The following is a 23,118-nucleotide window of genomic DNA, read 5'->3' as shown; positions in this document are numbered from 1 at the left end:
CGACACGAGAGCCAGAGGTACGAACATGCTCACCACCTCCCTTCCCGGCGGCACCTGGACATTGGGAGGCCTGACGGTCACCCGGTTCGGCTACGGCGCCATGCAACTGGCCGGCCCCCGGGTGATGGGACCGCCGGCCGACCGCGACGGCGCACTCGCCGTCCTGCGTACGGCCGTCGAGCTCGGCATCACCCACATCGACACCTCGGCGGCCTACGGGCCGCAGGTCACCAACCAGCTGATCCGGGAGGCGCTGCACCCGTACCCCGATTCGCTGCACATCGTGACCAAGGTCGGCGCGAACCGTGACCCGCAGGGCGGCTGGCCCCTGGCCCGTGACCCGCAGAGCCTGCGCCGGTCCGTGCACGAGAACCTGGAGACCCTCGGTCTCGACGTGCTCGACCTCGTCAACCTCCGGTTGGGCGACGCCGCGGGCCCGCTGCCCGGCTCTCTCGCCGAGGCGTTCGAGACCCTCGCCGACCTGCAGCGGCAGGGACTGATCCGGCACCTCGGGGTGAGCAACGCCACGCCGGGGCAGGTGGCCGAGGCGCAGGCGATCGCACCGATCGTGTGCGTGCAGAACATGTACAACCTCGCGCACCGCCGCGACGACGAGCTGATCGACGCGCTCGCCGGGCAGGGCGTCGCCTACGTGCCGTTCTTCCCGCTCGGCGGCTTCAGCCCCCTGCAGTCGTCGGTGCTGTCGACGGTGGCCGCCCGGCTGGAGGCGGCGCCGATGTCGGTGGCGCTGGCCTGGCTGTTGCGACGGTCGCCGAACATCCTGCTGATCCCGGGCACCTCGTCCGCGGCACACCTGCGCGAGAACATCGCGGGCGCGGCGCTCTCCCTCTCCGAGGACGACCTCTCCGAGCTGGACACGATCGGCCGCTAGCACCCGGGTGGACCCGCCGGCGAGCCGGCGGGTCCACCCGGCGCCCTCAGCAGTTGCGCAGCTGCGGCGACTGGTTGAGCAGTTGGCCGCGGGTCGACACGAAGCGGCGGTAGCGCTCCCCGTCGACGGCGGACGGCGTCGAGCAGGGCGGGTGGGACGGTGAGCGTCCGGGCGCGCCGCGCCGCGACCCGCGCGGAAGACGCGCGCGACCGGTGGGAGAGACAGTGCCCGGGACTGACGATCCGAGATCAGGGACGGCGGGGGTGGCCCTTGAGGTGCCGGCCCAGCTCGCGGGCGATCTCCCGGTTGGCGTCGCGCTCGGCCAGCGTCTGCCGCTTGTCGTAGGAGCGCTTACCCTTGGCCAGGGCCAACTCGACCTTGGCGAAACCGTTCTCGAAGTACATCGACAACGGGACCATGGTCACCGCGCCCTCGCGGACCTTGTCCAGGATCCGGTCGATCTCGGCCCGGTGCAGCAACAGCTTGCGGTTGCGGCGCGGAGCGTGGTTGGTCCACGTCCCGTAGGCGTACTCGGCGATGTGCAGGCCGTACAGCACGATCTCGCCGTCGCGCTCGTGGGCGAACGCGTCCACCAGCGAGGCCCGCCCCTCGCGCAGCGACTTCACCTCGGTGCCGACCAGCACGATGCCCGCCTCGTACGTGCGCAGCACCGTGTACTCGTGCCGGGCCTTCTTGTTGGAGGCGATCAACCGGCGGGCGGGCGGTGTGGACGGGCTCACCCCGCGACGATATCCGGCCGCCGGCTCAGCCGGTCGTCCGGTGTTCGCGGCGCAGCCGCCGGGTCAGCTCCCGCACCGCCTCGGCGAACGCCTCCTGCGACTCACACGGCCAGTGCCCCAGGATCGGCGGGGGAACACTGTCGCTGGGCGGTGGCACCACGTCCTGCGGGTCGGTCAACCGCCGATCCACCGTCGCCGCCGGCCCGGTCAGCGTCTCGGCCTCCCCGGGACGGTGGGCGGCGAAGATCCAGCCGCCGATCGGGTCGGTGTCGCGCCACAGGTTGATCCAGCGCCAGCCCACCCGTTCGCCGATCTCGCGCAGCGCCGGCTCGTCGGCGTACGCCGGGAACAGCCGGGAGTACAGCCGGCCCAGCGGCGACCCGTAGGTCAGCAGGGCGACCCGGTCGGTGATCCGGGTGGGCAGTTGCAGCACCGTGGCGGCGAGCAGCACCGAGCCGTGGCTGTGCCCGGCCAGCAGCACACAGTGCCCCTGCTCCACCAGGTAGGTGATCCGTTTCGCCAACTCCGGCACGGCCCGCTCGGCGTAACAGGGTGGCGCGAACGGGTGCGCCGCCCGCGGCCAGAAGGTGCCCAGGTCCCAGAGCACGCCCACGTACCGGCGGAACTGCGGTGTCCGGTATGCGAAGATGCCGCCCACCACGAGACCGAGCAGGATCGCGGCGATGACGTAGCTACCGGACCCGATCAGGAAGTTGACCATGCTCTCCGGCACTCCCACGTAGCGCTGCGCCACCTTGCCCGGTCGGAGCTGGAGTAGGCCGAGCACGCTGGTGGCCAGGCCGAGCGCCGCCAGGCAGGCGTACACCACGGAGAGCGGTTCCAGGTTCTCGGTGAAACGCGCCCGGGCCACCGCCTGCTCGACCCGCCGCAGCCGGTCCGCCGCCTGCGGCGGCGCGTGCGGGAAGTCGGCGGCCACGATCGCCCGCGCGGCCCGCAGCCGCTCACGCCGGGTCATCCTGGTGACCAGACCGGCCACCAGCAGAGCCGTCACCACGGCCAGGAAAAACCCGAAGATCGCCCATTTGTACGCCAGCGGAGGGCTGGTCTCCAGACCGTCAGCGGTCGTCCCGTGGCGATCCAGCAGGTCCGCCACCCGGTAGACCAGCTCGGCGGAGAACGCCACGGCGAGCCCGGCCGAGATCGTCATGAAGACCGGCGACCCCAACGCGCGCAGAGGTGAACGGCGCTGCCCACCACCCCGGCGCCAGATCACCAGCGTGCCGAGCACCACCACCAGCACGGTCTGGCTGACGAACAGCCAGGCCACGATCGCGCCGTAACCGGGCAGCGAACCGCCCTGCGGCCACGGCGCCGGGCTGATGACGACGTGCACGATCACCAGCATCGTCAGGCCGCAGGCGATCGTGCGCAGCCCGCGGCAGACGCCGTCCACCCGGGGCGACGGGTCGGTACGGTCGATGCTCGCCACCACGGTGACCAGGACCAGACAGGCCAGCAGCACCGCCCCGGTTGCCGTCAGCAGGATCACCATCACCCACGAGGAGTGCTGGCTGGCCCGCGCGGCCAGCAGGCTGCCGCTCAGGGTGGCGAACGCCGCCGCGACGTGCACCGAGCGCAGCCGACCCACCAGCGGCTCGCCGTCCCACTGGCCGACGGCGCTCAACCGGTGTTTCGACGCCGGCGTCGTCGGAGTCCGGAACGCGTCGAACGAGTGGCTCGGGCGGGCGCCCAACCACCAGACGATCCCGATGGCGGCGACCGGCACGAGCGCCAGCACGCCCAGGCGTAGCCCGGGCGGGCGTCCGCCGAGCCAGGACAGCCAGCTCCGGCCGGCCAGGCACGACGGGGTGTCCATGCAGCGCCAGGCGATCAGGTCCAACGCCACCCCGACGATGGAGAGCACGTAGAGCGCGGTGAGGGTGAGCGCGAGCACCCGGCACAGCGCCATGAAGCCGCGCGTCGAGACGGTGTTCGCCGGTCGCATCCACAGCGCCACGTTGCAGAGCATGAACGGCAGCAGGAAGACCAGCGACAACGTCCGCACCGCCGTGCCGGACGGCAGGTCACTCCAGCGGTACGCCTCCAGCGTCACCCCGTCGGTTCCGGTGGAGTCCGGATAGCCGGGACGCGGTCGGTAGAACCCTCCGCTGCGGTCCCCGGCGACCTGGTGCACGTGGGGCCGGTTCAACACCTGGTCCGCCCCCGCGCCGGAGACTCCGTGCACCCGCAGCTCCACGATCGCGCCCGACGTCGTCGGTCGGGTCGGTGTCGCGTGCGCCATGGGTCCCCCGAGGTGTGCGCGGCAACCGGGCGGGTCGTCGATCTCCGGGCACCCACGCGGCTCCCCGGCTTACCCATCGCGAACGCGATCAACCATGGGCCCGACCCCGGCGGTGGTGCGGTCGACAGGGTGCAGGTGATTTCATGGCGCCATGGCGAACCCGGTGATCCTGACCGTCGACGACGACCCCGTGGTGTCCCGGGCGGTGGCCCGCGACATCCGGCGCCGCTACGGCGACCGCTATCGGGTGCTGCGGGCCTCCTCGGGACCGGAGGCGCTGGACGCGCTGCGCGAGGTCAAGCTGCGCGGCGAACAGGTGGCGCTGCTGCTGGCCGACCACCGGATGCCGGAGATGACCGGCGTCGAGTTCCTTGAGGCGGCCATGGACATCTTCCCGGCCGCCCGTCGGGTGCTGCTCACCGCGTACGCGGACACCGACGCCGCGATCGAGGCCATCAACGTGGTCGACCTGGACCACTACCTGCTCAAGCCCTGGCACCCGCCGGAGGAGAAGCTGTACCCGGTGGTCGACGGGCTGTTGGAGGCGTGGGCGGCCACCCCGGACGCGGCCAGCGTCGAGATCCGGGTCGTCGGGCACCGCTGGTCCGCGCCGTCGTTCAAGGTCCGCGACTTCCTGGCCCGCAACCTGGTGCCGTACCGGTGGCTGTTGTCCGACGACCCGGAGGGTGTCCGGTTGCTCGACGCGGCCGGGGCCACCGAGGCGGACGTGCCACTGGTGGTGACGCCCGAGGGCAAGGCGCTGGTCGCCCCGAGTGAGGCCGAGCTGGCCGCCCTGGCCGGGTTGACAGTGGTGCCGGCGTGTGACTTCTACGACCTGGTCGTGATCGGCGGTGGCCCCGCCGGGCTCGGCTCCGCGGTGTACGGCGCCTCGGAGGGGCTGCGTACCGTGCTCGTGGAGCGACGGGCGACCGGCGGTCAGGCCGGGCAGAGCAGCCGGATCGAGAACTACCTGGGTTTCCCGGACGGGGTGTCCGGCGCGCAGTTGACCGACCGGGCCCGACGCCAGGCGGTCAAGTTCGGTGCCGAGCTGCTCAGCGCCCGGGAGGTGGTCGGTCTCAGCGAGGCCGGCGGCGCCCGGCTGCTGCGCTTCGGCGACGGCACCGAGATCGCCGCGCACACAGTGGTGCTGGCCACCGGCGTGTCGTACCGGGTGCTCGACGCCCCGGGGCTGGCCGACTTCACCGGGCGGGGGGTGTTCTACGGCGCCGCCGCCACCGAGGCGCCGAGCTGCGTCGAGCAGGACGTCTACATCGTCGGCGGGGCCAACTCCGCCGGTCAGGCGGCGGTCCACTTCTCCCGGTACGCGGCCAGGGTGCACCTGCTCATCCGGGGTGCGGACCTGACCGCCTCGATGTCGCGATACCTGATCGACCAGCTGGAACGGATCGACAAGATCACTGTGCATCCGCACACCGCCGTGGTCGGCGCGGCGGGGGAGGACCACCTGCAACGGCTCACCCTCTGCGACACCCGCACCGGGGAGGCCCGCTCGGTCGACACCTCCTGGCTGTTCATCTTCATCGGCGCGGAGCCGCGCACCGACTGGCTGGACGGGGTGCTGGTCCGCGACGGGCGCGGGTTCATCGTGACCGGCCCGGATCTGCTCGCCGGTGGCCGGCGACCGCCCGGCTGGTCGCTGTCGCGCGACCCGTACCACCTGGAGACCAGCGTGCCGGGGGTGTTCGCCGCCGGGGACGTGCGGGCCGAGTCGGTCAAGCGGGTCGCCTCGGCCGTCGGCGAGGGCGCGATGGCCGTGTCGTTGGTGCACCGCTACCTGGAAGCCCAGTGAGCCCGGATGTGCGAGCCCCGCAGTCGCGAGCGAAGGAGATCCTGTGAGCGCGAGGAGTGAGCCGGTGTTGCGAGCCCCGCAGTCGCGAGCGAAGGAGATCCTGTGAGCGCGAGGAGTGAGCCGGTGTTGCGAGCCCCGCAGTCGCGAGCGAAGGAGTCCCTGTGACGACCGAGTCTGACCGGCTGACACCGGCGCAGTTGCGCACCCTGTTCCTGTTCGAGGCGCTCGACGACGGGCAGCTCGACTGGCTGGCCGAGCACGGCCGGGTCGAGCAGCGCGCCGGCGGCACCCTCGTGTACGGCGAGGGCGAGCCGGCGACCTGCTTCTTCGTGTTGGTGCGGGGGGCGGTGGCGTTGAGCCGCGTCGTGCGTGGCGACGACGTCGAGGTCAGCCGGACCGACCAGCGTGGGGTGTACGGCGGGGCCACCCAGGCGTACCTGGGTGACCAGGTCGAGCAGACCTACCGCAACAGCCTGCGGGCGGTGACCGACGCGGAGTTCTTCGTGCTGCCGGCGGAGGATTTCGCGTACGCCCTGCGGTCCTGGTTCCCGATGCCCATGCACCTGTTGGAGGGGTTGTTCTTCGGGATGCGGGACAGTCAGGCCATCGTCGGTGAGCGGGAGCGGCTGCTGGCCCTCGGTTCGCTCTCGGCGGGGCTGACCCACGAGCTGAACAATCCGGCTGCGGCGGCGGTCCGGGCCACGTCGGTGCTGCGGGACCGGGTCGCCGGGATGCGGCACAAGCTCGCCATGATCGCCGATGGGCGGCTCGACGGCAGTGCCCTGCACGGTCTGGTCGCGTTGCAGGAGGAGGCGGTCGCCCGGGTGGCCACCGCGCCGAAGTTGACCCCGATGGCGACCGCGGACGCCGAGGACGCCCTCACCGACTGGTTGGAGGAGCACGGGGTCGACGGGGCCTGGGACCTGGCGCCGATCCTGGTCGGCGGTGGGCTCGACGCGCAGTGGTTGGCGCAGGTGAAGGCCGCGGTCGGGGCGGCGGACCTGGAGGCGGCGGTGCGCTGGCTCACGTACACGGTCGACACCGAGCTGTTGATGCGTGAGATCGGCGACGCGGTCACCCGGATCTCCGGGCTGGTGGGCGCCGCCAAGCAGTACTCCCAGCTGGACCGCGCGCCGCACCGGGTGGTGGACGTGCACGACCTTCTCGACGCCACGTTGGTGATGTTCAAGGGCAAGATCCCCGCCGAGGTCAAGCTGGTCCGCGAGTACGACCGCAGCCTCCCACCGGTTCCGGCGTACGCGGCCGAGCTGAACCAGGTGTGGACCAATTTGATCGACAACGCGTTGGGCGCGATGGGGGAGAAGGGAGTGCTGACCGTCCGCACCGGACGGGTCGGTGAGCTGCTGGCGGTGGAGATCACCGACACCGGGCCGGGCATCCCGCCGGAGGTGCGTCCGCGCATCTTCGAGCCGTTCTTCACCACGAAGCCGGTGGGTGCGGGCACCGGCCTGGGGCTGGACATCTCGTACCGGATCGTGGTGCACAAACACCACGGCGACATCCGGGTGGAGACCGAGCCGGGGCGCACCACCTTCCGGGTCCTCCTGCCGATCACCGAGGGTCCACCGGACGCGCCCCACGACCCGCCAACCACCTAGCAGCAGCACGCGGTCCCGCGCGGCGCCCCGCCCCGCGTGATCGTGCTCGATCCGTGAAGTAGTGGCCTCGGCGGTCGTTTGATGCCACTACAACACGGATCGAGCGCGATCTTGCGCTCGTTGAGGGCCGCTGCGGGGCGGTGGGTCAGGCGGGGCGGCCTGGGGTGAGAAAGTCGGCGAGCACCCGGGTGTGGGTGGAGAACGCCAGCTCGACCGGGTCGGTGAGCACCAGCCACTCGGTGGCCTCGTCGGTCGGCGCCGACGGTGGCAGGTCCTCGGCCGCCCGTTCGGGCAGCACTCCGAAGATCATCATTGTGCCTCCCGCCGGTGCGCCGTGCACCGCGAACAGGCGGGCGTCCTCGGCCGCCGCGATCAGGCCGGTCTCCTCCCGCAGCTCACGGACGAGGGCGTCGGACCACTCCTCGCCGTACTCGATGAAGCCGCCGGGCAGCGCGAGCAGGCCACGGGCCGGCTCGATGTCCCGGCGGACCACCACCACCACGCCCAGGCCCCCGGCCGTGCGGACCGGCAGCACCGCGACCGCCACCGGCAGTGGGTTGCGCCAGACGGTCTCGCCGCAGGCCGCGCAGACCCGTGGCCATCCGGCGGCGGCCGGGTAGGCGGCGCCGCAGTAGGAACAGTGCGAGTACGGCGTGCCGGTCATGCCGCAGCACGTTACTCCGAACCCCGCCCCGACTGCCGCGCCGCCGTCGCGCCGTGCGGTCAGACCGCCGTCCCCGACGTTGCCGTGCCGCCGTCCCGCCCCGCGGTCAGGCCGCCGGGGTGCCGGTGTAGAAGGCGGTGGTGCGCTCCGCGGCGGCCTTCGCCTCGTCTGCGTCGGTGCCGGCGGCGATGCTCGCCTCGCACCACAGGTGGCTGCTCAGCTCCATGGCCCGCCGTCCCTCGTCGGAGGCGGTCCACTCCGCGCCCTGCTCCGGGGTGATCCCGCTGCCGTCGCCGGCCAGGTGCGAGGCGAGGCCGAGCAGCCCCAGGTCCCACCCGACACCGACCGCGCCGGGGCCGAACTGGGCCCACCGGTCCTGGTCGACGTGCGCGATGTGGTCCAGGTCGAGCCGGGCCCGATCGCCGTCGACCGGGGTGATCCGTACCTCGATCCAGCTCACCTCGCCGCCCATCTCCCAGGTGGCGGTGAAGCGGTGCGGCGGCTCGCAGCTTTCGACGGTGCCGTTCGCGTTGCCCTCGAGCTGGTACGTGCCGCCCAGCCGCAGGTCGCCGGAGATCGGCAGGAACCAGCGCGGGATGCGCTCGGCGCTGGTGCAGGCGTCCCACAGGTCCTCGGCCGTCGCCTGGTAGGTCTGGCTGATCGTGGTGACCCGGGCCTCGCCGGCTTCCAGGGTGCGGCTGCCGACGGTGCGTTGGACGGCGTTGATCTGCTCGGTGGCGTCGAACATCAGGTGTTCCTCTCGTCGGATGGGTCGGCGGGCCCACGGAGGCGACGCTCACGTCGGCCCCGGGCCAGCTCGGTGGCGAGTGCCGCCAGGGGTGGGGTCCAGAACCGGCGGAAGTGCTCCAGCCAGCCGTCGACCTCGCGCAGTGGGCGCGGGTCGACCGCGTAGAGCCGCCGGGTGCCCTGCGCCCGCACCGTGGCGAAACCGTTGTCGCGCAACACCTTGAGGTGCTGGGACACGGCGGGCTGGGAGATGCCGAACTCCTCGCGGATGACCGCGCTGACCGCGCCGGCGGGCTGCTCGCCGTCGGCGAGCAGCTCCAGGATGCGGCGCCGGACCGGATCGCCCAGCACGTCGAAGGCGTGCACGACGACAGTTGTATCACTGACGGCTTATTTAAGCCAAACCCGATACTCCGACGAGCTTGTCGAGCCGGATCGGCAGCTCCCGGATCCGGACGCCGGTCGCGTGGTGCACCGCGTTGGCCACCGCCGCCGCGGCCCCGACGATGCCGATCTCGCCGATGCCCTTCACCCCGGCCGGGTTCAGCTCGTCGTCCCGCTCGTCCAGCCAGTACGCCTCGATGGACTCCACATCCGCGCAACCGGTGATGTGGTAGGTGGCCAGGTCGTGGTTGACCCAGTCGCCGTACCGCTCGTCGAGCAGGCCCTCCTCGTGCAGCGCCATCGACAGCCCCATCGTCATGCCGCCGATGAGCTGGCTGCGCGCCGTCGTCGGGTTCACCACCCGCCCCGCCGCGAACACGCCGAGCATACGGTTCAGCCGCACCTCGCCGGTGTCCGCGTCGACCCGCACCTCGACGAACTGCGCCCCGTACGCGTACCGGGGTCGCGTCGGCTGACCGCCCACCTCCTCGGCGGTGTCCGCCTCGGCGGTCACCTCGTCGGCCGGCGGCCCGCCGTCGCGCAGCTTCTCGCGCAGCGCCTGAGCGGCCCGGATCACCGCCCAGCTCCAGCTGGAGGTCCCCATCGACCCCCCGGCCAACGGGGCGGTCGGCAGGGCGCTGTCCCCGATGTGGATCTCCACTTGCTCGGGAGGCACCCCGAGCGCGTCGGCGGCCACCTGCCAGATCGCCGTCCGCGCGCCGGTGCCGATGTCGGTGGCGTTGACCCGCACCAGGAAGCTCCCGTCGGGCCGGGCGGTGGCCGTCGCCGAGGATGGCCGGGCCCGGGCCGGGTAGCTCGATCCGGCCACCCCCGTGCCGATCAACCAACGCCCGTCGCGCCGGGCCCGGGGAGACGGATCACGGCCGGCCCAACCGAAGCGTTGTGCCCCCTCGCGCAGGCAGGCCACCAGGTTGCGGCTGGTGAACGGCTGCCCCTGGTCGGGGTCGATGTCGGTGTCGTTGCGGATGCGCAGCTCCACCGGGTCGATGCCGACGGCGACGGCCAGCTCGTCCATCGCCGACTCCAGGGCGTACGCGCCGGGGCACTCGCCGGGGGCGCGCATCCAGAACGGCGTGGGCACGTCGAGGCGGGCCAGCCGGTGCGTGGTGCGGCGGTGCGGCGCGGCGTACATGCTGCGGGTGTAGACGGCGGTCTGCTCGGCGAACTCGTGGATGGTCGAGGTCTGGCTGATCGCGTCGTGGCAGATGGCGGTGAGCCGGCCGTCGGTGTCGGCGGCGAGGCGGACCCGCTGGATGGTGGGGGTGCGGTAACCGATCGGCCCGAACAGTTGCTGGCGGGTCAGCGCCAGCTTCACCGGGCGGTCCACGTGTCGGGCGGCGAGGGCGGCGAGCACCACCGCGGCCTTGGCGTACCCCTTGCTGCCGAAGCCGCCGCCGACGTGCTGCGCGACGACCCGGACCGACTCAGGGGGCAGCTCGAACAGCTCGGCGAGGGTGGCCTGGACCGACGACGCGCCCTGGTTGGAGTCGTGCACCAGCAGCTGCCCGTCGTGCCACTGTGCCGTCGTGGCGTGCGGCTCCATCGGGTTGTTGTGGTACGCCGGAGTCCGGTACGTGGCGTCCACCCGTACCGGGGCCGCCGCGTACCCGGCGTCGAAGTCACCCTCGGCGGTGTCCGTCGGGTAACTGGGATTGACGTGGTCCGGCTTGTACAGGCCCGGGTGGTCGTCGGTGAGGACAGTGCTGTGCGGGCCGGTGTCGTAGTCGATGCGGACGAGCCGGGCGCCCTCGCGGGCCGCCTCCAGGCTGGTGGCCACCACCACCGCGACGTACTGCCCCCGGTAGTGCACCAGCGGTTCCTGCAACAGCCACAGCTCCGGCTGCTGGCCGGGGGCGATCCGGGGCGCGTTGCCGTGGTGCAGCACGGCCAGCACGCCGGGCGACGCCAACGCCTGCGTGGTGTCGACCCGGGTGATCCGGCCCCGCACCACCGTCGACGGCACCGCCCAGCCGTAGGTGACCCCGTCCACCGGGTACTCCACCGCGTACCGGGCCGTCCCGGTGACCTTCTCGCGGCCCTCCAGCCGGGGGTACGCCTGGCCGACGGTGCTCACGACGACGCCAACTCGGTGAGCGCCCGCACGGTGATGGCCCGGGTCAGCGGCAGCTTGAAGCCGTTGTGCCGCAGCGGGCGCGCCTCGGCCAGCTCCGCGTCCGCGGCGCGTGCCGCCAGCTCCGGGCTGAACGGGCGGCCGCGCAGTTCCTCCTCGGCCCGGTACGCCCGCCACGGCCGGTGCGCCACCGCCCCGTACGCCAGACGCACGTCGCGGACCACGTCCCCGTCGAGGTCCAGCACCGCGGCCACCGACCCGGCGGCGAAGGCGAACGAGGCCCGGTCGCGCACCTTGAGGTACGTCGAGCGGCGCGCGGCCGGCAGCGGCGGGACCCGGACGGCGGTGATCAGCGCGCCCCGGGCGAGGGTGGTCTCCCGCTCCGGGTGGGTGCCGGGGGAGCGGTAGAGGTCGGCGATCGGAATGTCGCGGGCGCCGTCGGACTCGTGCACCTCCACCACCGTGTCGAGGGCGGCCAGCGCGACGGCCAGGTCCGACGGGTGGGTGGCCACGCACTGCTCGGACCAGTCCAGCACCGCCAGGTCGCGGTTCTGCCCGTGCAGGGCGGCGCAACCGCTGCCCGGCTCCCGCTTGTTGCACGCCTTGCCGGTGTCCTGGAAGTAGACGCAGCGGGTGCGCTGCAACAGGTTGCCGCCGGTGGTGGCCATGTTGCGCAGCTGCCCGGAGGCGGCGGCGAGCAGGGCACGGGCCAGCACCGGGTAGTCGCGGCGCACCACCGGGTGGGCCGCCAGGTCGCTGTTGCGGACTGTCGCGCCGATCCGCAGCCCGCCGTCGGGCAGCTCCTCGACGGTGTCCAGCGGCAGCCGGGTCACGTCCACCAGCACGTCGGGGCGCTGCACCCCGAGCTTCATCAGGTCCACCAGGTTGGTGCCGCCGCCCAGGTAGGCGGCCTGCGGTTCGGCCCCCAGCACGGCGACCGCCTCGGCCACGTCGGTGGGCCGGTGGTAACGGAACGCCCTCACGACGCCGCCGCCTCACGCACGGCCGCCACGATGTGCGGGTACGCCGCGCAGCGGCACAGGTTGCCGGCCATCCGCTCGCGGATCTCCGCGTCGGTCAACGCGGCGGGCGTGCTCAGGTCGCCGGTGACGGCGCTGGGCCAACCCTGGGACACCTCGTCGAGCATGCCGCGGGCGGAGCAGAGCTGCCCGGGGGTGCAGTAGCCGCACTGGAACGCGTCGTGCGCGATGAAGGCGACCTGCAACGGGGACAGCTCGTCCGGCCCGGCCAGCCCTTCGACGGTCACCACCGACCGGCCGTCCACGGTGACCGCGAAGATCAGGCAGCTCTGCACCCGGCGGCCGTCCAGCAGCACCGTGCAGGAGCCGCACTGGCCGTGGTCGCAGCCCTTCTTCGCCCCGGTCAGGTCGAGGTGCTCGCGCAGCGTGTCGAGCAGTGTGGTGCGGTTGTCCAGGGTGACCTCGCGGGACACGCCGTTGACTTCGACCGTCACCAGGGACGAGTGCCGCTCGTCGATCGTCGTCGTGTTCTCCGCTCCGCCCTGCACCGGCCCAGACTAGCTTTGTCGGTATATCTCAGGGCGAATAACGCAAAGCCGTTCGTACGGGAGGTGACGGTGACCGCCGGACTGCTGCTGGCCGCCGGCGCCGGCCGGCGCTACGGCCGGCCGAAGGCGCTCGTCGAACTGGACGGCGAAACGCTGGTGCGGCGCGCGGTCCGGCTGCTCGCCGACGGCGGCTGCGCACCCGTGCACGTGGTGCTCGGCGCGGGCGCCGACGAGGTGCCCGACCTGCCCGGCGCGGTGCCGGTCCGGCACGACCGCTGGGCCGACGGGCTGGGGTCGTCGCTGCTGCGGGGCCTGGCCTCGCTGCCGGCCCACGTGCCGGCCACCGTCGTGGTCCTCGTCGACCAGCCGCTGCTCAGCCCGGTCGCGGTGCGCCGGGTGCGCGCGGCGTACGCCGACGGCGCGGTCGTCGCGGTCGCCACCTACGCCGGCCGCCCCGGGCACCCGATCCTGCTGGCCCGGCCGACCTGGCCGCTGCTGGGCGGGTACGCCGTCGGCGACCGGGGCGCCCGCGACCTGCTGCGCGACCGACCCGATCTGGTGGTCGAGGTGCCCTGCGACGACGTCGGCTCCCCGGTCGACGTGGACACCCCGGCCGACCTGCGCCGACTGACACCCCGGCCGGCACCGGGGCCGGCCGCACACCGGGGACCGCGTCGGCCGGTCAGCGACGGGTGAGCCAGCGGGGCAGCCCCTCGCTGGTGACCGCGTGATAGGCGATCATGGCGATGACGCCGATCAGGCCGAGCACCGGACTGACGAACCAGCCGAGCAGACCGCTGAGCCCGTACAGGATCAGGCCGGTGATCGGCCGCAGCCGCTGCGTCCGCACGTACCCGGGGGTGACCCGACGGTCCAGCAGCGCCGGGTGCCGGTGCAGGTAGCCGAAGAACACCAGCCAGGGGGCCGACATCAGGGCCGCGGCCAGGGCGTACAGGGCGACGGCAGCGCGTTGGTCGTCGGTGTCGCCGTGGGTGAACGCCGACGCCAGCACCGCCGTGGGGAAGGGAATGATCACCGCGCCGAACAGCACGGCGAGGTTGATCCAGCTCAACGCGAGGGTGGTGCCGCGGATCAGCCGCAGCAGCGCGTGGTGGTTGAGCCAGAGCACCCCGATGTAGACGAACGACACCACGAAGGCCAGGTAGGAGGCGCCCTCACCGAGCAGACCGGTGAGCAGCTCGCCCTCGTGGTATTCCGGCACCCGCAACTCGATGACCAGCAGCGTGATGACGATGGCGAAGACACCGTCGCTGAACGCCGTCATCCGGTCGGTCGGGGAGACCCGCCCCCGGGGACCGGGCTGCTCGACCTCGTCGGGTGCTGCGGACATTGCCGCAGGCTAGCCACTGGGCAACGCGGCCGGCGGCGATTTCGGCCGATCGGTACGCGAACGGCCGCCCGGGTTGGACACCCGAGCGGCCGTTCCCGTACCGCCGGTGGTCAGGCCACCGGTGCCGCGCTGCCGGTCGCCCGGGCGAGCCGCTGGTGGGCGCGGATCAGCTCGGCGTAGCGCAGACCGCTCGCCTTCACCGTCCGGCGCTGGGTGGCGTAGTCGACGTGCACCAGCCCGAAGCGCTTGTCATAGCCGTACGCCCACTCGAAGTTGTCCAGCAGCGACCAGACGAAGTAGCCGTCCAGCGGAACACCCCGGGCCACCGCGGACGCGCACGCCGCCAGGTGCTGCTCCAGGTGGTCGGTGCGCTCCTTGTCCTCGACGGTGCCCTCCGCGGTGACCTCGTCCGGCCACGCCGAGCCGCTCTCGGTGACGATGATCCGGCCCGGCCGGTACTCCTCGTGCACGTCGACCAGCAGCCGCTCCAGCCCCGCCGGGTACATCTCCCAGCCCATCGCGGTCTGCACCGAGCCGGGCACCGGCACCTGCCGGGCGTACGGCGCCGGGCCGGTCGGGTCGTCGACCACCAACTGCCGGAAGTAGTAGTTCACCCCGAGGAAGTCCGTCGGCGTGGCGATCGTCGCCAGGTCGTCGCCGCGTACCGGCGGCTCGACGCCGTAGGTGGCGACCATGTCGGCGGGGTAGCCCCGCCCGTGGATCGGGTCCAACCACCACCTGTTGACGTGCCCGTCGGCCCGGCGGGCCGCCGCGACGTCCTCGGGTCGGTCGGTCGCCGCCTCGATCGGGCTGAGGTTGAGCACCAGGCCCACCGAGGCCGGCCGGGCGGCGTTGGCGCGGATCGCCTGGGTGGCCAGGCCGTGCCCCAGCAGCACGTGGTGCGAGGCGTGCACCGCGCGGGTCAGGTCCCGCTCGCCGGGGGCCATGGTGCCCTCCAGGTGCCCGATCCAGCACACGCAGAGCGGCTCGTTGACAGTGCACCAGTCGGCCACCCGGTCACCGAGGCGACCGGCCACCACCGCCGCGTAGTCGGCGAACGCCTCGGCGGTGGCGCGCTGCGGCCAACCGCCGGAGTCCTGGAGAACCTGCGGCAGATCCCAGTGGTAGAGGGTGACGAACGGCCGAACCCCGTCGGCGAGCAGCGTGTCGACGAGCCGGTCGTAGAAGTCCAGCCCGGCGGGGTTGACCCGCCCGACACCGTCGGGCATGACCCGGGGCCAGGCCACCGAGAAACGGTACGCGTCCACGCCGAGGCGGCGCAGCAGCGCCAGGTCCTCCGGCCACCGGTGGTAGTGGTCGCACGCCACCGCGCCGGTGTCGCCGTTGTCGACGTTGCCGGGAGACGCCGAGAACGTGTCCCAGATGGACGGTGCCCGGCCGTCGACGTCGACGGCCCCCTCGATCTGGTACGCCGCCGTGGCGACACCCCAGAGGAAGTCGGGTGGCAGCTTGGACAGGTCGGGCACGGGTCGGTTCTCCTCTGGGTTGGGGTGGTTCACTTGACCGCGCCGGCGGTGAGACCGGCGACGAAGTACCGCTGCAGGGCCAGGAACCCGACGACGACCGGGACGCTGACCACCAGCGAGGCGGCCATGATCTGGTTCCAGTACACGTTGAACTGGGTGGAGTAGCCCTGCAGGCCGACGGCCAGCGTGCGGCTGCCCTCGTCGGTCATCACCGACGCGAAGAGCACCTCACCCCACGCGGTCATGAACGCGTACACGGTGACCGCGACGACGCCGGGCACGGCGGCCGGCAGGATGACCTGGAACAGGGTGCGCAGCGGGCCGGCGCCGTCGACCTGTGCCGCCTCGTCCAGACCCCGGGGGATCGAGTCGAAGTAGCCGACCAGCATCCAGATCGAGAACGGCAGCGAGAAGGTCAGGTACGTGATGACCAGGCCGGTACGGCTGGCGTACAGCTCGATGCCGGTGGCGTTGCCCAGGTTGACGTAGATGAGGAACAGCGGCAGCAGGAACAGGATGCCGGGGAACATCTGGGTGGACAGCACCGTCACCGAGAAGACACCCCGACCGCGGAACCGGTACCGGCTCACCGCGAACGCGGCGAAGATGGCCACCGCCACCGAGCAGATCGCCGCGATGCTCGACACCACCAGGCTGTTCACCAGGTACCGGGCCAGCGGCACGGTGCTCCACATGTCGATGAACGGTTGCACAGTGGGCCGGCTGGGCCACCAGGTGAAGCCGTTCTGCACGTCCTGCAACGGCTTCGCCGCCGAGGTGACCATCACGTAGAGCGGGATGACGACGAAGAGGGCGAGCAGGGTCAGCACGACGCGCCGGCCCCAGCGCTCACCGGCGGTCTCACGCATGGTCGTCCCTCCGACGGTTGGTGATCAGCAGGTACGCGGCCGAGACGATCAGCAGGAACAGCAGCAGCGCCACCGACATCGCCGACCCGGAGCCGAAGTCCCAGGTCTTGAAGGAGCTGCGGTAGATGTGGATGGAGATGAGGTCGGCCTGCTCCGGCGCGGAGCCGCCGAAGAGCACGAACGGGGTGTTGAAGTCGTTGAACGTCCACAGGAACAGCACCAGCAGCAGCACCAGGTTGACCGGCCGCAGCATCGGCAGGGTGACCGAGCGCAGCCGGCGCCAGAAGCCCGCGCCGTCGATCGCGGCGGCCTCGTACAGCTCGCCGGGCACGTTCTGCAGCCCGGCCATCAGGCACAGGAACGCGAACGGCCAGTTGCGCCAGACGGACACGACCAGCAGAGACCAGAAGCTGTTGTCGCCGATCAACCAGAACGGCCGGTCGTTCATCAGCCCGAGCTGGTCCACGAGGACGTGGTTGACCAGGCCGGTGTCGCGTTGCAGCAGGAAGCTCCAGGTGATGACGGCGGCGTAGACCGGCAGCGCGTACGGGGTGAGGAACAGCGCCCGCAGGATCGCCCGGCCCCGGAACGGCCGTTGCAGCACGACCGCCGCGGAGATGCCGAGCAGCCAGGCGAACCCGACCGAGAGCAGGCTGTAGGCCAGGGTGACCCAGAACGAGTGCAGCAGTTCCTTGCCGGCGGCGCTGTTCAGGTCGAGCGTCGCCCGGTAGTTCTCCAGCCCGACGAAGGGCGCGGTGGACCAGTCGCGGATGTGGAACTGGGTCAGCTCCAGCAGGCTCATCCAGACACCGACCACCATCGGGATCACGTGGATGGCGAGTTCCAGCACGACGGCCGGTGCGAGCAGAAGGTACGGCAGGAGCGAGCGGCGCGGGCCGCGGGGCCGGCGGGCCGGCCCCCGGGCCGGCGACCCGGCCCGGGGTTCGCGCCGGTCGGCGTCCGGCGCGGTGGTGCTGGTTGCCATCGGGGTCCTCTCGGAGGCGGTGGCCGTGGCCGGGCTCAGCGCCCGACCACGGCCACCGGTGCCGCCTGGGTCAGCGCATCTTCTGCTGCGCGTCGGTCAGCTTCGCCTTCACCGACTCCTCGGTGACCGGCTTGCCGCTGGCCGCGTCGGCGAACAGCTCCTTCATCGCGGTGCCGACCAGGGTCTCGAAGGTGCTCTCGTCGGGCACCTGCGGCAGTGGGGCCGCGGTGGTGACCAGCGTCTCCTGGATGGTCTTCTGCTCGGTGGCGCCGAACGCCGGGTCGGAGGCGGCGGTCTTCACCGCCGGCAGCGAGCCGTACGTCTTGTTGAGGATCGTCTGCTCCTCGTCGCTGGTCATGAACTTCACGAAGCTCAGCGCGCCGTCCTTGTTCTTGGTGTGCTTGAAGACCGCCATGTTGATCCCGGCGACCATGCTGTTGACCTTCTTGCCGCCGGCCGGCGGGTTGGCCAGGAACGGCACCGGGGCCACCCCGTACGCGTCGGCGGGCATGTTCTGCGTCTTCAGGTTCGACCCGGCGGACTGCCACAGCAGCATGGCGGCCTTGCCGTTGGCGAAGTCGGAGACCGACTGGTTCTGCGCGTACTCGGCGTTGCTCGGGTTGGTGATCTTGTCAGCGGCCATGAAGTCGATGTACCGCTTGATGGCCGAGACGTTCTGCGGGGTGTCGAAGGTCGGCTTGCCGGCCGAGTCGAACCACTCGCCGCCGTACTGCTGGCTGAAGGTGAAGGCGTGGTGCGCGTTCTCCGACGGGTTGGCCCCTTCGATCGCCAGGCCCCACTTGCCGCCGGTGCTGAGCTTCTTGCCGTACTCGGCGAGCTGCTCCCAGGTGGTCGGCGGCGCGGTGATGCCGGCGTCGGCGAACGACTTCTTGTTGTAGTACAGGCTGTAGGCCATGCTGTAGAGCGGCACGGCGGCCGGCGGCTTGCCGGGCGCGCCGGCGGCGGCGAGCGCGGCGGGCACGATCCGGTCCTTGCCGCCGACGGCCTGCAGGGTGGCGTCGTCGAACTCGACGAGCGCGCCGGTGGCCTGCAACGACGCCGACCAGGTGTTGCCGATGTTGACCACGTCCGGGCCCTTGCCGGAGGCGGCGGCCGCGAGCAGCCGGTTGAGCAGGTCCGACCAGGGGACCACCTCGACGGTGACCTTGATGCCGGTCTGCTTCTCGAACTTGTCCAGCTCGGGCTGGAGGATGGTCTTGTCGGCCTCCAGGCTGGCGCCCTGGTTGCTGGCCCAGTAGGTGAGCGTCTTGGGCGACGCGGCGGAGTCGTCGCCGGAGCCGCCGCAGGCGGTCAGCGAGGCGGCGGCCAGTACGGCGGCGGTGAATATCCCGAGGTGTCGTCTCGACACGGGTCAGCCCTTCCGGTGCGTGGTGGGGGTCCGCTGGCCTTCGTCGCCGATAGGGGTCGGGCGGCGGGGGCCGGCTGCGGGCAGGGTTTCGGGGGTGCGCCGTCGGGGTCCGTCGGCGTTTCCCGGGAGTTAAATCACGGCTTAATTTATGTCGTCATTAAAGTTGCTGGCCGGTGGGTCGTCAAGCACGAGGCGGTTACAGTCGCCTCGAACGGCCGACGGGAACGAGGTGACGAGTGGAGCTGGTGCGTGCCACCAACCGCAGCGTGCGGCTGCGCAACCGGTCCGCCCTGCTGACCAAGCTCTTCCTGGACGGCCCGCTCACCCGGCAGGACCTGGTGCGCAGCACCGGGCTGAGCCAGCCGGCGGTCAGCAACGTGGTGGCCGACATGATCGACGAAGGGCTCGTCGCCGAGGCCGGGGCCGCCGAGTCCGACGGCGGCCGGCCCAGCATGCTGCTGCGGATCGAGCCCCGCTTCGCCTTCGTGGTCGGCGTGGACGTCGGCGAGACGCGGGTCCGGATGGAGCTGTTCGACTTCGCGATGACCCTGCTGGCCAGCGTCGAGTACCCGCTCGACCCGGCCCGCACCGAACCCGACCTGGTAGCCGGGCACGTGCTGGCCGGCATCGGCGCGCTGACCGGCCAGGCCGGGGTGGCCCCCGCCGACGTGCTCGGCGTCGGGATCGGCGTCTCGGGCGTGGTCGAGCAGGGTGCCGAGGCCGTGGTGCACGCCCAGGCCCTCGGCTGGGACCGGGTGCCGCTGGAGCGCCTGATCGGCGCCGGCACCGACGTGCCGCTGCACATCGACAACGGCGCGAAGACCCTCGGTCAGGCCGAGATGTGGTTCGGTGCCGGTCGGGGCGCCCGGCACGCCGTCTTCGCGCTGGTCGGCTCCGGGGTGGGCGCGTCGGTGGTGACCAACGGCGTCACCTACCGGGGGGCGTCCAGCAGCGCGGGGGAGTGGGGGCACACCACCCTGGTGTACGGCGGCCGGGCCTGCCGGTGCGGCGCGCGCGGCTGCCTGGAGGCGTACGTGGGTGCGGAGGCGATCATCGACCGCTACCGCGAGGCGCGTCGGGGTCGCGCCGTTCCGGGCGAGGACGAGGAGTCCCAGCTCGCCGCGCTGGTCGCCGCCGCGTCGACCTCGGCCACCGCCCGACGGGTCCTCGACGACACCGCCGGTTACCTGGGCGCGGGTGTGGCCAACCTGATCAACCTGTTCAATCCGGAGCGGGTGGTGCTCGGCGGCTGGGCGGCGATGGCCCTCGGTGACCTGCTGCCGGCCGTCCGGGAGGCCGCCGGCCGGCAGGCGCTGCGCCAGCCGTACGAGCAGGCGTCGATCGAGCTGTGCCGGCTCGGGGTGGACGCGGTGGCGCTGGGTGCGGCCACCCTCCCGATCGCCCGCTTCCTCACCGAAGGTGGCGTCCGCCGCTGAGCGGGGACGACGGCGCGGGCGGCCAGCAAATTACCCAAAAAGAATCCTCGGGATAAATAACGAAGTTATAGATCGATGTCTTGACGTCGTCGCAATCTCGCCGCAACACTCCTACGAGAGCGCTCTCCTCCCTCGGTGTCGCGTCGGCGGCGACACCATCCACGGCGCTACGGGCGCGCCCGATCCCCTCCGCGTGGCAACCCGTAACCCCCTAGCGACAGGCGATGTCATGACATCTCGTGCTACATCCGTACGCCCGCGTCCCCGGGTCGTTCGACACCTGCTCGTCGGGCTCACCGTGGCCCTGGTCGCGGCGCTCACCCCGGCCGTGGCCGGCGCCCCCGCGCAGGCCGCGCCCACCCTGCTGTCCCAGGGCCGCCCCGCCACCGCCTCGTCCACCGAGAACGCCGGCACCCCGGCCTCCGCCGCCGTCGACGGCAACACCGGCACCCGCTGGGCCAGCGCGTTCAGCGACCCGCAGTGGCTCCAGGTCGACCTGGGCGCGCGGGCCACCATCAGCCAGGTCAACCTGCTCTGGGAGGGCGCCTACGGCCGGGCCTTCCAACTCCAGACCTCCGACGACGGGGCCACCTGGACGACGATCTACTCCACCACCACCGGCACCGGCGGCACCCAGAACCTCACCGTCACCGGCGCCGGCCGCTACGTGCGGATGAACGGCACCGCCCGGGGCACCGGCTACGGCTACTCGCTGTGGGAGTTCCAGGTGTACGGCGAGAGCGGCGGCAGCACCCCCACCTGCGGCAGCACCAACGTCGCACAGGGCAGCCCGGCGACCGCCTCGTCCACCCAGGACGCCGGCCTCGCCGCGTCCGCGGCGGTCGACGGCAACCCGGGCACCCGCTGGGCCAGCGCCGCCAGCGACCCGCAGTGGCTGCGCGTCGACCTCGGCAGCACCCGCACCATCTGCCGGGTGGTGCTCACCTGGGAGGCCGCGTACGCCCGGGCCTTCCAGCTCCAGACCTCGACCGACGGGGCCACCTGGACCACCATCTACTCCACCACCACCGCCACCGGCGGCACGCAGTCGCTCACCGTCAGCGGCAGCGGTCGCTACCTGCGGATGTACGGAACCGCCCGGGGCACCGCCTACGGCTACTCGCTGTGGGAGCTGGCCGTGAACACCACCGGCGGGGGCAGCAGCGAGCCGCCGGTCGGCACGACCGACCCGTACAACCCCAACCTCGGCCCGAACACCTTCGTCTTCGACCCGAGCACGCCGACGTCGACCATCCAGAGTCGCCTCAACACCCTCTTCACCCAGCAGGAGACCAACCAGTTCGGCCCGCAGCGCTACGCGGTGCTGTTCAAGCCCGGCACCTACACCGCCGACGTCAACCTCGGCTTCTTCACCCAGGTCGCCGGCCTCGGCCTGAGCCCCGACGACGTCAACCTCAACGGCCACGTCCGCACCGAGGCGTTCTGGTTCGGCGGCAACGCCACCCAGAACTTCTGGCGGGCCGCCGAGAACCTCTCCGTCACCCTGCCCGCCGGGCAGACCGTCGAGCGGTGGGCGGTGTCGCAGGCCGCGCCGTACCGGCGGATGCACCTTCGTGGTGCGCAGAACCAGATCCAGCTCTGGAACGGCGGCGACGGCTGGTCCAGCGGCGGCCTGCTGGCCGACACCCGCATCGACGGCCTGGTCGTCTCCGGCTCGCAGCAGCAGTGGTACTCCCGCAACAGCGAGTTCGGCAACGGCTGGACCGGCTCGGTGTGGAACATGGTCTTCCAGGGCGTCGTCGGCGCCCCGGCGCCGAGCTTCCCCAACCCGTCGCACACCGTCATCGGGCAGACCCCGCAGGTCCGGGAGAAGCCGTTCCTCTACGTCGACGGCACCGGCGAGTACCGGGTCTTCGTGCCCGCGCTGCGCACCAACTCCACCGGCACCAGCTGGTACAACAAGACCCCGGCCGGCTCGTCGATCTCGCTGTCGCAGTTCTTCGTGGTCCAACCCGGCACCAGCGCCGCCACCATCAACGCCGCCCTCGCCCAGGGACGGCACCTGCTCTTCACCCCGGGCGTGCACCACGTCACCGAGCCGATCCAGGTCAACCGGGCCGACACGGTGATCCTCGGACTCGGCCTGGCCACCATCCAGGCCGACAACGGCGCGGTGGGCATGCGGGTGGCCGATGTGGACGGCGTCAAGGTCGCCGGCATCATGTTCGAGGCCGGCACGACGAACTCGCCGGTGCTGATGGAGGTCGGGCCGGCCGGTTCGTCCGCGAGCCACGCCACGAACCCGACGTCGCTGCACGACGTGTTCTTCCGCATCGGCGGGCCGCACGTCGGCCGGGCCACCAACACGCTGACCGTCAACAGCGACAACGTGATCGGCGACCACATGTGGCTGTGGCGGGCCGACCACGCCGCCAGCGGCGTACCGACCGGGTGGACGCTGAACACCGCCGACACCGGGCTCACCGTCAACGGCGACAACGTCACCATGTACGGCCTCTTCGTCGAGCACTACCAGAAGTACCAGACCATCTGGAACGGCAACGGTGGCCGGACGTACTTCTACCAGAACGAGCTGCCCTACGACGTGCCGAACCAGGCGGCCTGGATGAACGGGTCGACCCGGGGCTACGCCGCGTACAAGGTCGCCGAATCGGTGACCAGTCACCAGGCGTTCGGGCTGGGCAGCTACAGCTACTTCAACGTCAACCCCGCGGTGGTCGAGGAACGGTCCTTCGAGGTGCCCACCAACCCGAACGTGCGCTTCACGAACATGGTCACCGTCTCGCTCGGTGGCGTCGGCACCATCAACCGGGTGATCAACAACGCCGGTGGCACCGCGAACGCGGCCAACCAGACGGTGTACCTGACCACCTACCCCTGACCCGGGCGCCCGCGCCGGC

At 71.9% G+C, this 23,118-nt stretch carries 19 protein-coding genes and 1 pseudogene; 6 read left to right on the top strand and 14 right to left on the bottom strand.

Translation table 11 applies throughout. The annotated features are described in order from the left end of the window. The first annotated feature begins 25 nt into the window (after positions 1-25). Positions 26-892, top strand: a complete 867-nt coding sequence (locus QCZ28_RS07220; protein WP_279515805.1) for an aldo/keto reductase family oxidoreductase — start codon at positions 26-28, stop codon at positions 890-892. Between the two features lie 46 nt (positions 893-938). Here the strand turns inward: QCZ28_RS07220 and QCZ28_RS34500 are convergent. From QCZ28_RS34500 to QCZ28_RS07210, 3 genes and pseudogenes are all read right to left on the bottom strand, one after another. Next, positions 939-1,025: pseudogene (locus QCZ28_RS34500) on the bottom strand (hypothetical protein); the annotation flags it as partial. A gap of 115 nt (positions 1,026-1,140) precedes the next feature. Further along, entirely contained in the window at positions 1,141-1,632 is a 492-nt protein-coding gene (gene smpB / locus QCZ28_RS07215; RefSeq protein WP_279515804.1) for an SsrA-binding protein SmpB, read from the bottom strand. A gap of 25 nt (positions 1,633-1,657) precedes the next feature. Beyond that, entirely contained in the window at positions 1,658-3,895 is a 2,238-nt protein-coding gene (locus tag QCZ28_RS07210) for a hypothetical protein (protein WP_279515803.1), read from the bottom strand. A gap of 151 nt (positions 3,896-4,046) precedes the next feature. On the opposite strand from QCZ28_RS07210, the gene QCZ28_RS07205 reads away from it, so the two are divergent. Together QCZ28_RS07205 and QCZ28_RS07200 are read left to right on the top strand one after the other, a co-directional pair. Continuing rightward, entirely contained in the window at positions 4,047-5,705 is a 1,659-nt protein-coding gene (locus QCZ28_RS07205) for an FAD-dependent oxidoreductase (RefSeq protein ID WP_279515802.1), read from the top strand. A gap of 161 nt (positions 5,706-5,866) precedes the next feature. Next, positions 5,867-7,324, top strand: coding sequence for an ATP-binding protein (locus tag QCZ28_RS07200; RefSeq protein ID WP_279515801.1), 1,458 nt, complete (start codon positions 5,867-5,869; stop codon positions 7,322-7,324). 145 nt (positions 7,325-7,469) lie between these two features. Here the strand turns inward: QCZ28_RS07200 and QCZ28_RS07195 are convergent, their stop codons facing one another. From QCZ28_RS07195 to QCZ28_RS07170, 6 genes are all read right to left on the bottom strand, one after another. Continuing rightward, on the bottom strand, positions 7,470-7,988 hold the full coding sequence (locus QCZ28_RS07195) for an NUDIX domain-containing protein (protein ID WP_279515800.1): 519 nt from the start codon (positions 7,986-7,988) through the stop codon (positions 7,470-7,472). A gap of 106 nt (positions 7,989-8,094) precedes the next feature. Then, complete coding sequence (locus tag QCZ28_RS07190; protein ID WP_279515799.1) at positions 8,095-8,736, bottom strand: SRPBCC family protein; 642 nt, start codon at positions 8,734-8,736, stop codon at positions 8,095-8,097. Beyond that, positions 8,736-9,101 (bottom strand): metalloregulator ArsR/SmtB family transcription factor, encoded by a 366-nt coding sequence (locus QCZ28_RS07185; protein ID WP_030327423.1) that lies wholly within the window; start codon positions 9,099-9,101, stop codon positions 8,736-8,738. The genes QCZ28_RS07190 and QCZ28_RS07185 overlap by 1 nt, the downstream gene beginning before the upstream one ends. 28 nt (positions 9,102-9,129) lie before the next feature. Further along, positions 9,130-11,214 (bottom strand): xanthine dehydrogenase family protein molybdopterin-binding subunit, encoded by a 2,085-nt coding sequence (locus QCZ28_RS07180; protein ID WP_279515798.1) that lies wholly within the window; start codon positions 11,212-11,214, stop codon positions 9,130-9,132. Next, the gene (locus QCZ28_RS07175; RefSeq protein ID WP_279515797.1) at positions 11,211-12,194 is read right to left on the bottom strand and encodes a xanthine dehydrogenase family protein subunit M; all 984 of its coding nucleotides are present in this window, start codon (positions 12,192-12,194) and stop codon (positions 11,211-11,213) included. Before QCZ28_RS07175 ends, QCZ28_RS07180 begins: the two co-directional genes overlap by 4 nt. Next, a complete protein-coding gene (locus tag QCZ28_RS07170; protein WP_279515858.1) occupies positions 12,191-12,685 on the bottom strand; it encodes a 2Fe-2S iron-sulfur cluster-binding protein in 495 nt (164 codons plus the stop codon). Before QCZ28_RS07170 ends, QCZ28_RS07175 begins: the two co-directional genes overlap by 4 nt. A 123-nt stretch (positions 12,686-12,808) precedes the next feature. Here QCZ28_RS07170 and QCZ28_RS07165 point away from each other — a divergent pair, with 123 nt between their 5' ends. Continuing rightward, positions 12,809-13,435, top strand: coding sequence for a nucleotidyltransferase family protein (locus QCZ28_RS07165; protein ID WP_279515796.1), 627 nt, complete (start codon positions 12,809-12,811; stop codon positions 13,433-13,435). Here the strand turns inward: QCZ28_RS07165 and QCZ28_RS07160 are convergent. The 5 genes from QCZ28_RS07160 to QCZ28_RS07140 form a co-directional block, all read right to left on the bottom strand. Continuing rightward, on the bottom strand, positions 13,422-14,090 hold the full coding sequence (locus QCZ28_RS07160) for a TMEM175 family protein (RefSeq protein WP_279515795.1): 669 nt from the start codon (positions 14,088-14,090) through the stop codon (positions 13,422-13,424). The two genes, QCZ28_RS07165 and QCZ28_RS07160, sit on opposite strands and share 14 nt — an antisense overlap. A 110-nt stretch (positions 14,091-14,200) precedes the next feature. Then, positions 14,201-15,577, bottom strand: coding sequence for a GH1 family beta-glucosidase (locus QCZ28_RS07155; RefSeq protein WP_279515794.1), 1,377 nt, complete (start codon positions 15,575-15,577; stop codon positions 14,201-14,203). A gap of 29 nt (positions 15,578-15,606) precedes the next feature. Then, positions 15,607-16,446, bottom strand: a complete 840-nt coding sequence (locus QCZ28_RS07150) for a carbohydrate ABC transporter permease (protein WP_279515793.1) — start codon at positions 16,444-16,446, stop codon at positions 15,607-15,609. Further along, complete coding sequence (locus tag QCZ28_RS07145) at positions 16,439-17,431, bottom strand: sugar ABC transporter permease (protein ID WP_279515792.1); 993 nt, start codon at positions 17,429-17,431, stop codon at positions 16,439-16,441. The genes QCZ28_RS07150 and QCZ28_RS07145 overlap by 8 nt, the downstream gene beginning before the upstream one ends. A gap of 70 nt (positions 17,432-17,501) precedes the next feature. Further along, on the bottom strand, positions 17,502-18,800 hold the full coding sequence (locus QCZ28_RS07140) for a sugar ABC transporter substrate-binding protein (RefSeq protein ID WP_279515791.1): 1,299 nt from the start codon (positions 18,798-18,800) through the stop codon (positions 17,502-17,504). A 236-nt stretch (positions 18,801-19,036) separates the two neighbouring features. Between QCZ28_RS07140 and QCZ28_RS07135 the strand changes: the two genes are divergently transcribed. Both QCZ28_RS07135 and QCZ28_RS07130 read left to right on the top strand, forming a co-directional pair. After that, positions 19,037-20,236, top strand: a complete 1,200-nt coding sequence (locus QCZ28_RS07135; RefSeq protein ID WP_279515790.1) for an ROK family transcriptional regulator — start codon at positions 19,037-19,039, stop codon at positions 20,234-20,236. Between the two features lie 229 nt (positions 20,237-20,465). Continuing rightward, positions 20,466-23,099 carry a discoidin domain-containing protein gene (locus QCZ28_RS07130; RefSeq protein ID WP_279515789.1) on the top strand — a complete coding sequence of 878 codons (2,634 nt, stop codon included), beginning with the start codon at positions 20,466-20,468 and terminating at the stop codon, positions 23,097-23,099. Positions 23,100-23,118 lie beyond the last annotated feature (19 nt).

Source organism: Micromonospora sp. DH14 (genome assembly GCF_029809455.1).
Classification (GTDB): domain Bacteria; phylum Actinomycetota; class Actinomycetes; order Mycobacteriales; family Micromonosporaceae; genus Micromonospora; species Micromonospora parva.
The sequence above is the reverse complement of the archived record's forward strand: the minus strand, read 5'-3'. Positions and strand labels throughout refer to the sequence as shown.

What these genes read in the sequence shown, in the direction of transcription:
- QCZ28_RS07220 (WP_279515805.1), top strand. Translation starts at nt 26, where the DNA reads ATGCTCACCACCTCCCTTCCCGGCGGCACCTGGACATTGGGAGGCCTG.
- QCZ28_RS07210 (WP_279515803.1), bottom strand. Translation starts at nt 3,895, where the DNA reads ATGGCGCACGCGACACCGACCCGACCGACGACGTCGGGCGCGATCGTG.
- QCZ28_RS07205 (WP_279515802.1), top strand. Translation starts at nt 4,047, where the DNA reads ATGGCGAACCCGGTGATCCTGACCGTCGACGACGACCCCGTGGTGTCC.
- QCZ28_RS07195 (WP_279515800.1), bottom strand. Translation starts at nt 7,988, where the DNA reads ATGACCGGCACGCCGTACTCGCACTGTTCCTACTGCGGCGCCGCCTAC.
- QCZ28_RS07190 (WP_279515799.1), bottom strand. Translation starts at nt 8,736, where the DNA reads ATGTTCGACGCCACCGAGCAGATCAACGCCGTCCAACGCACCGTCGGC.
- QCZ28_RS07160 (WP_279515795.1), bottom strand. Translation starts at nt 14,090, where the DNA reads ATGTCCGCAGCACCCGACGAGGTCGAGCAGCCCGGTCCCCGGGGGCGG.
- QCZ28_RS07150 (WP_279515793.1), bottom strand. Translation starts at nt 16,446, where the DNA reads ATGCGTGAGACCGCCGGTGAGCGCTGGGGCCGGCGCGTCGTGCTGACC.
- QCZ28_RS07145 (WP_279515792.1), bottom strand. Translation starts at nt 17,431, where the DNA reads ATGGCAACCAGCACCACCGCGCCGGACGCCGACCGGCGCGAACCCCGG.
- QCZ28_RS07130 (WP_279515789.1), top strand. Translation starts at nt 20,466, where the DNA reads ATGACATCTCGTGCTACATCCGTACGCCCGCGTCCCCGGGTCGTTCGA.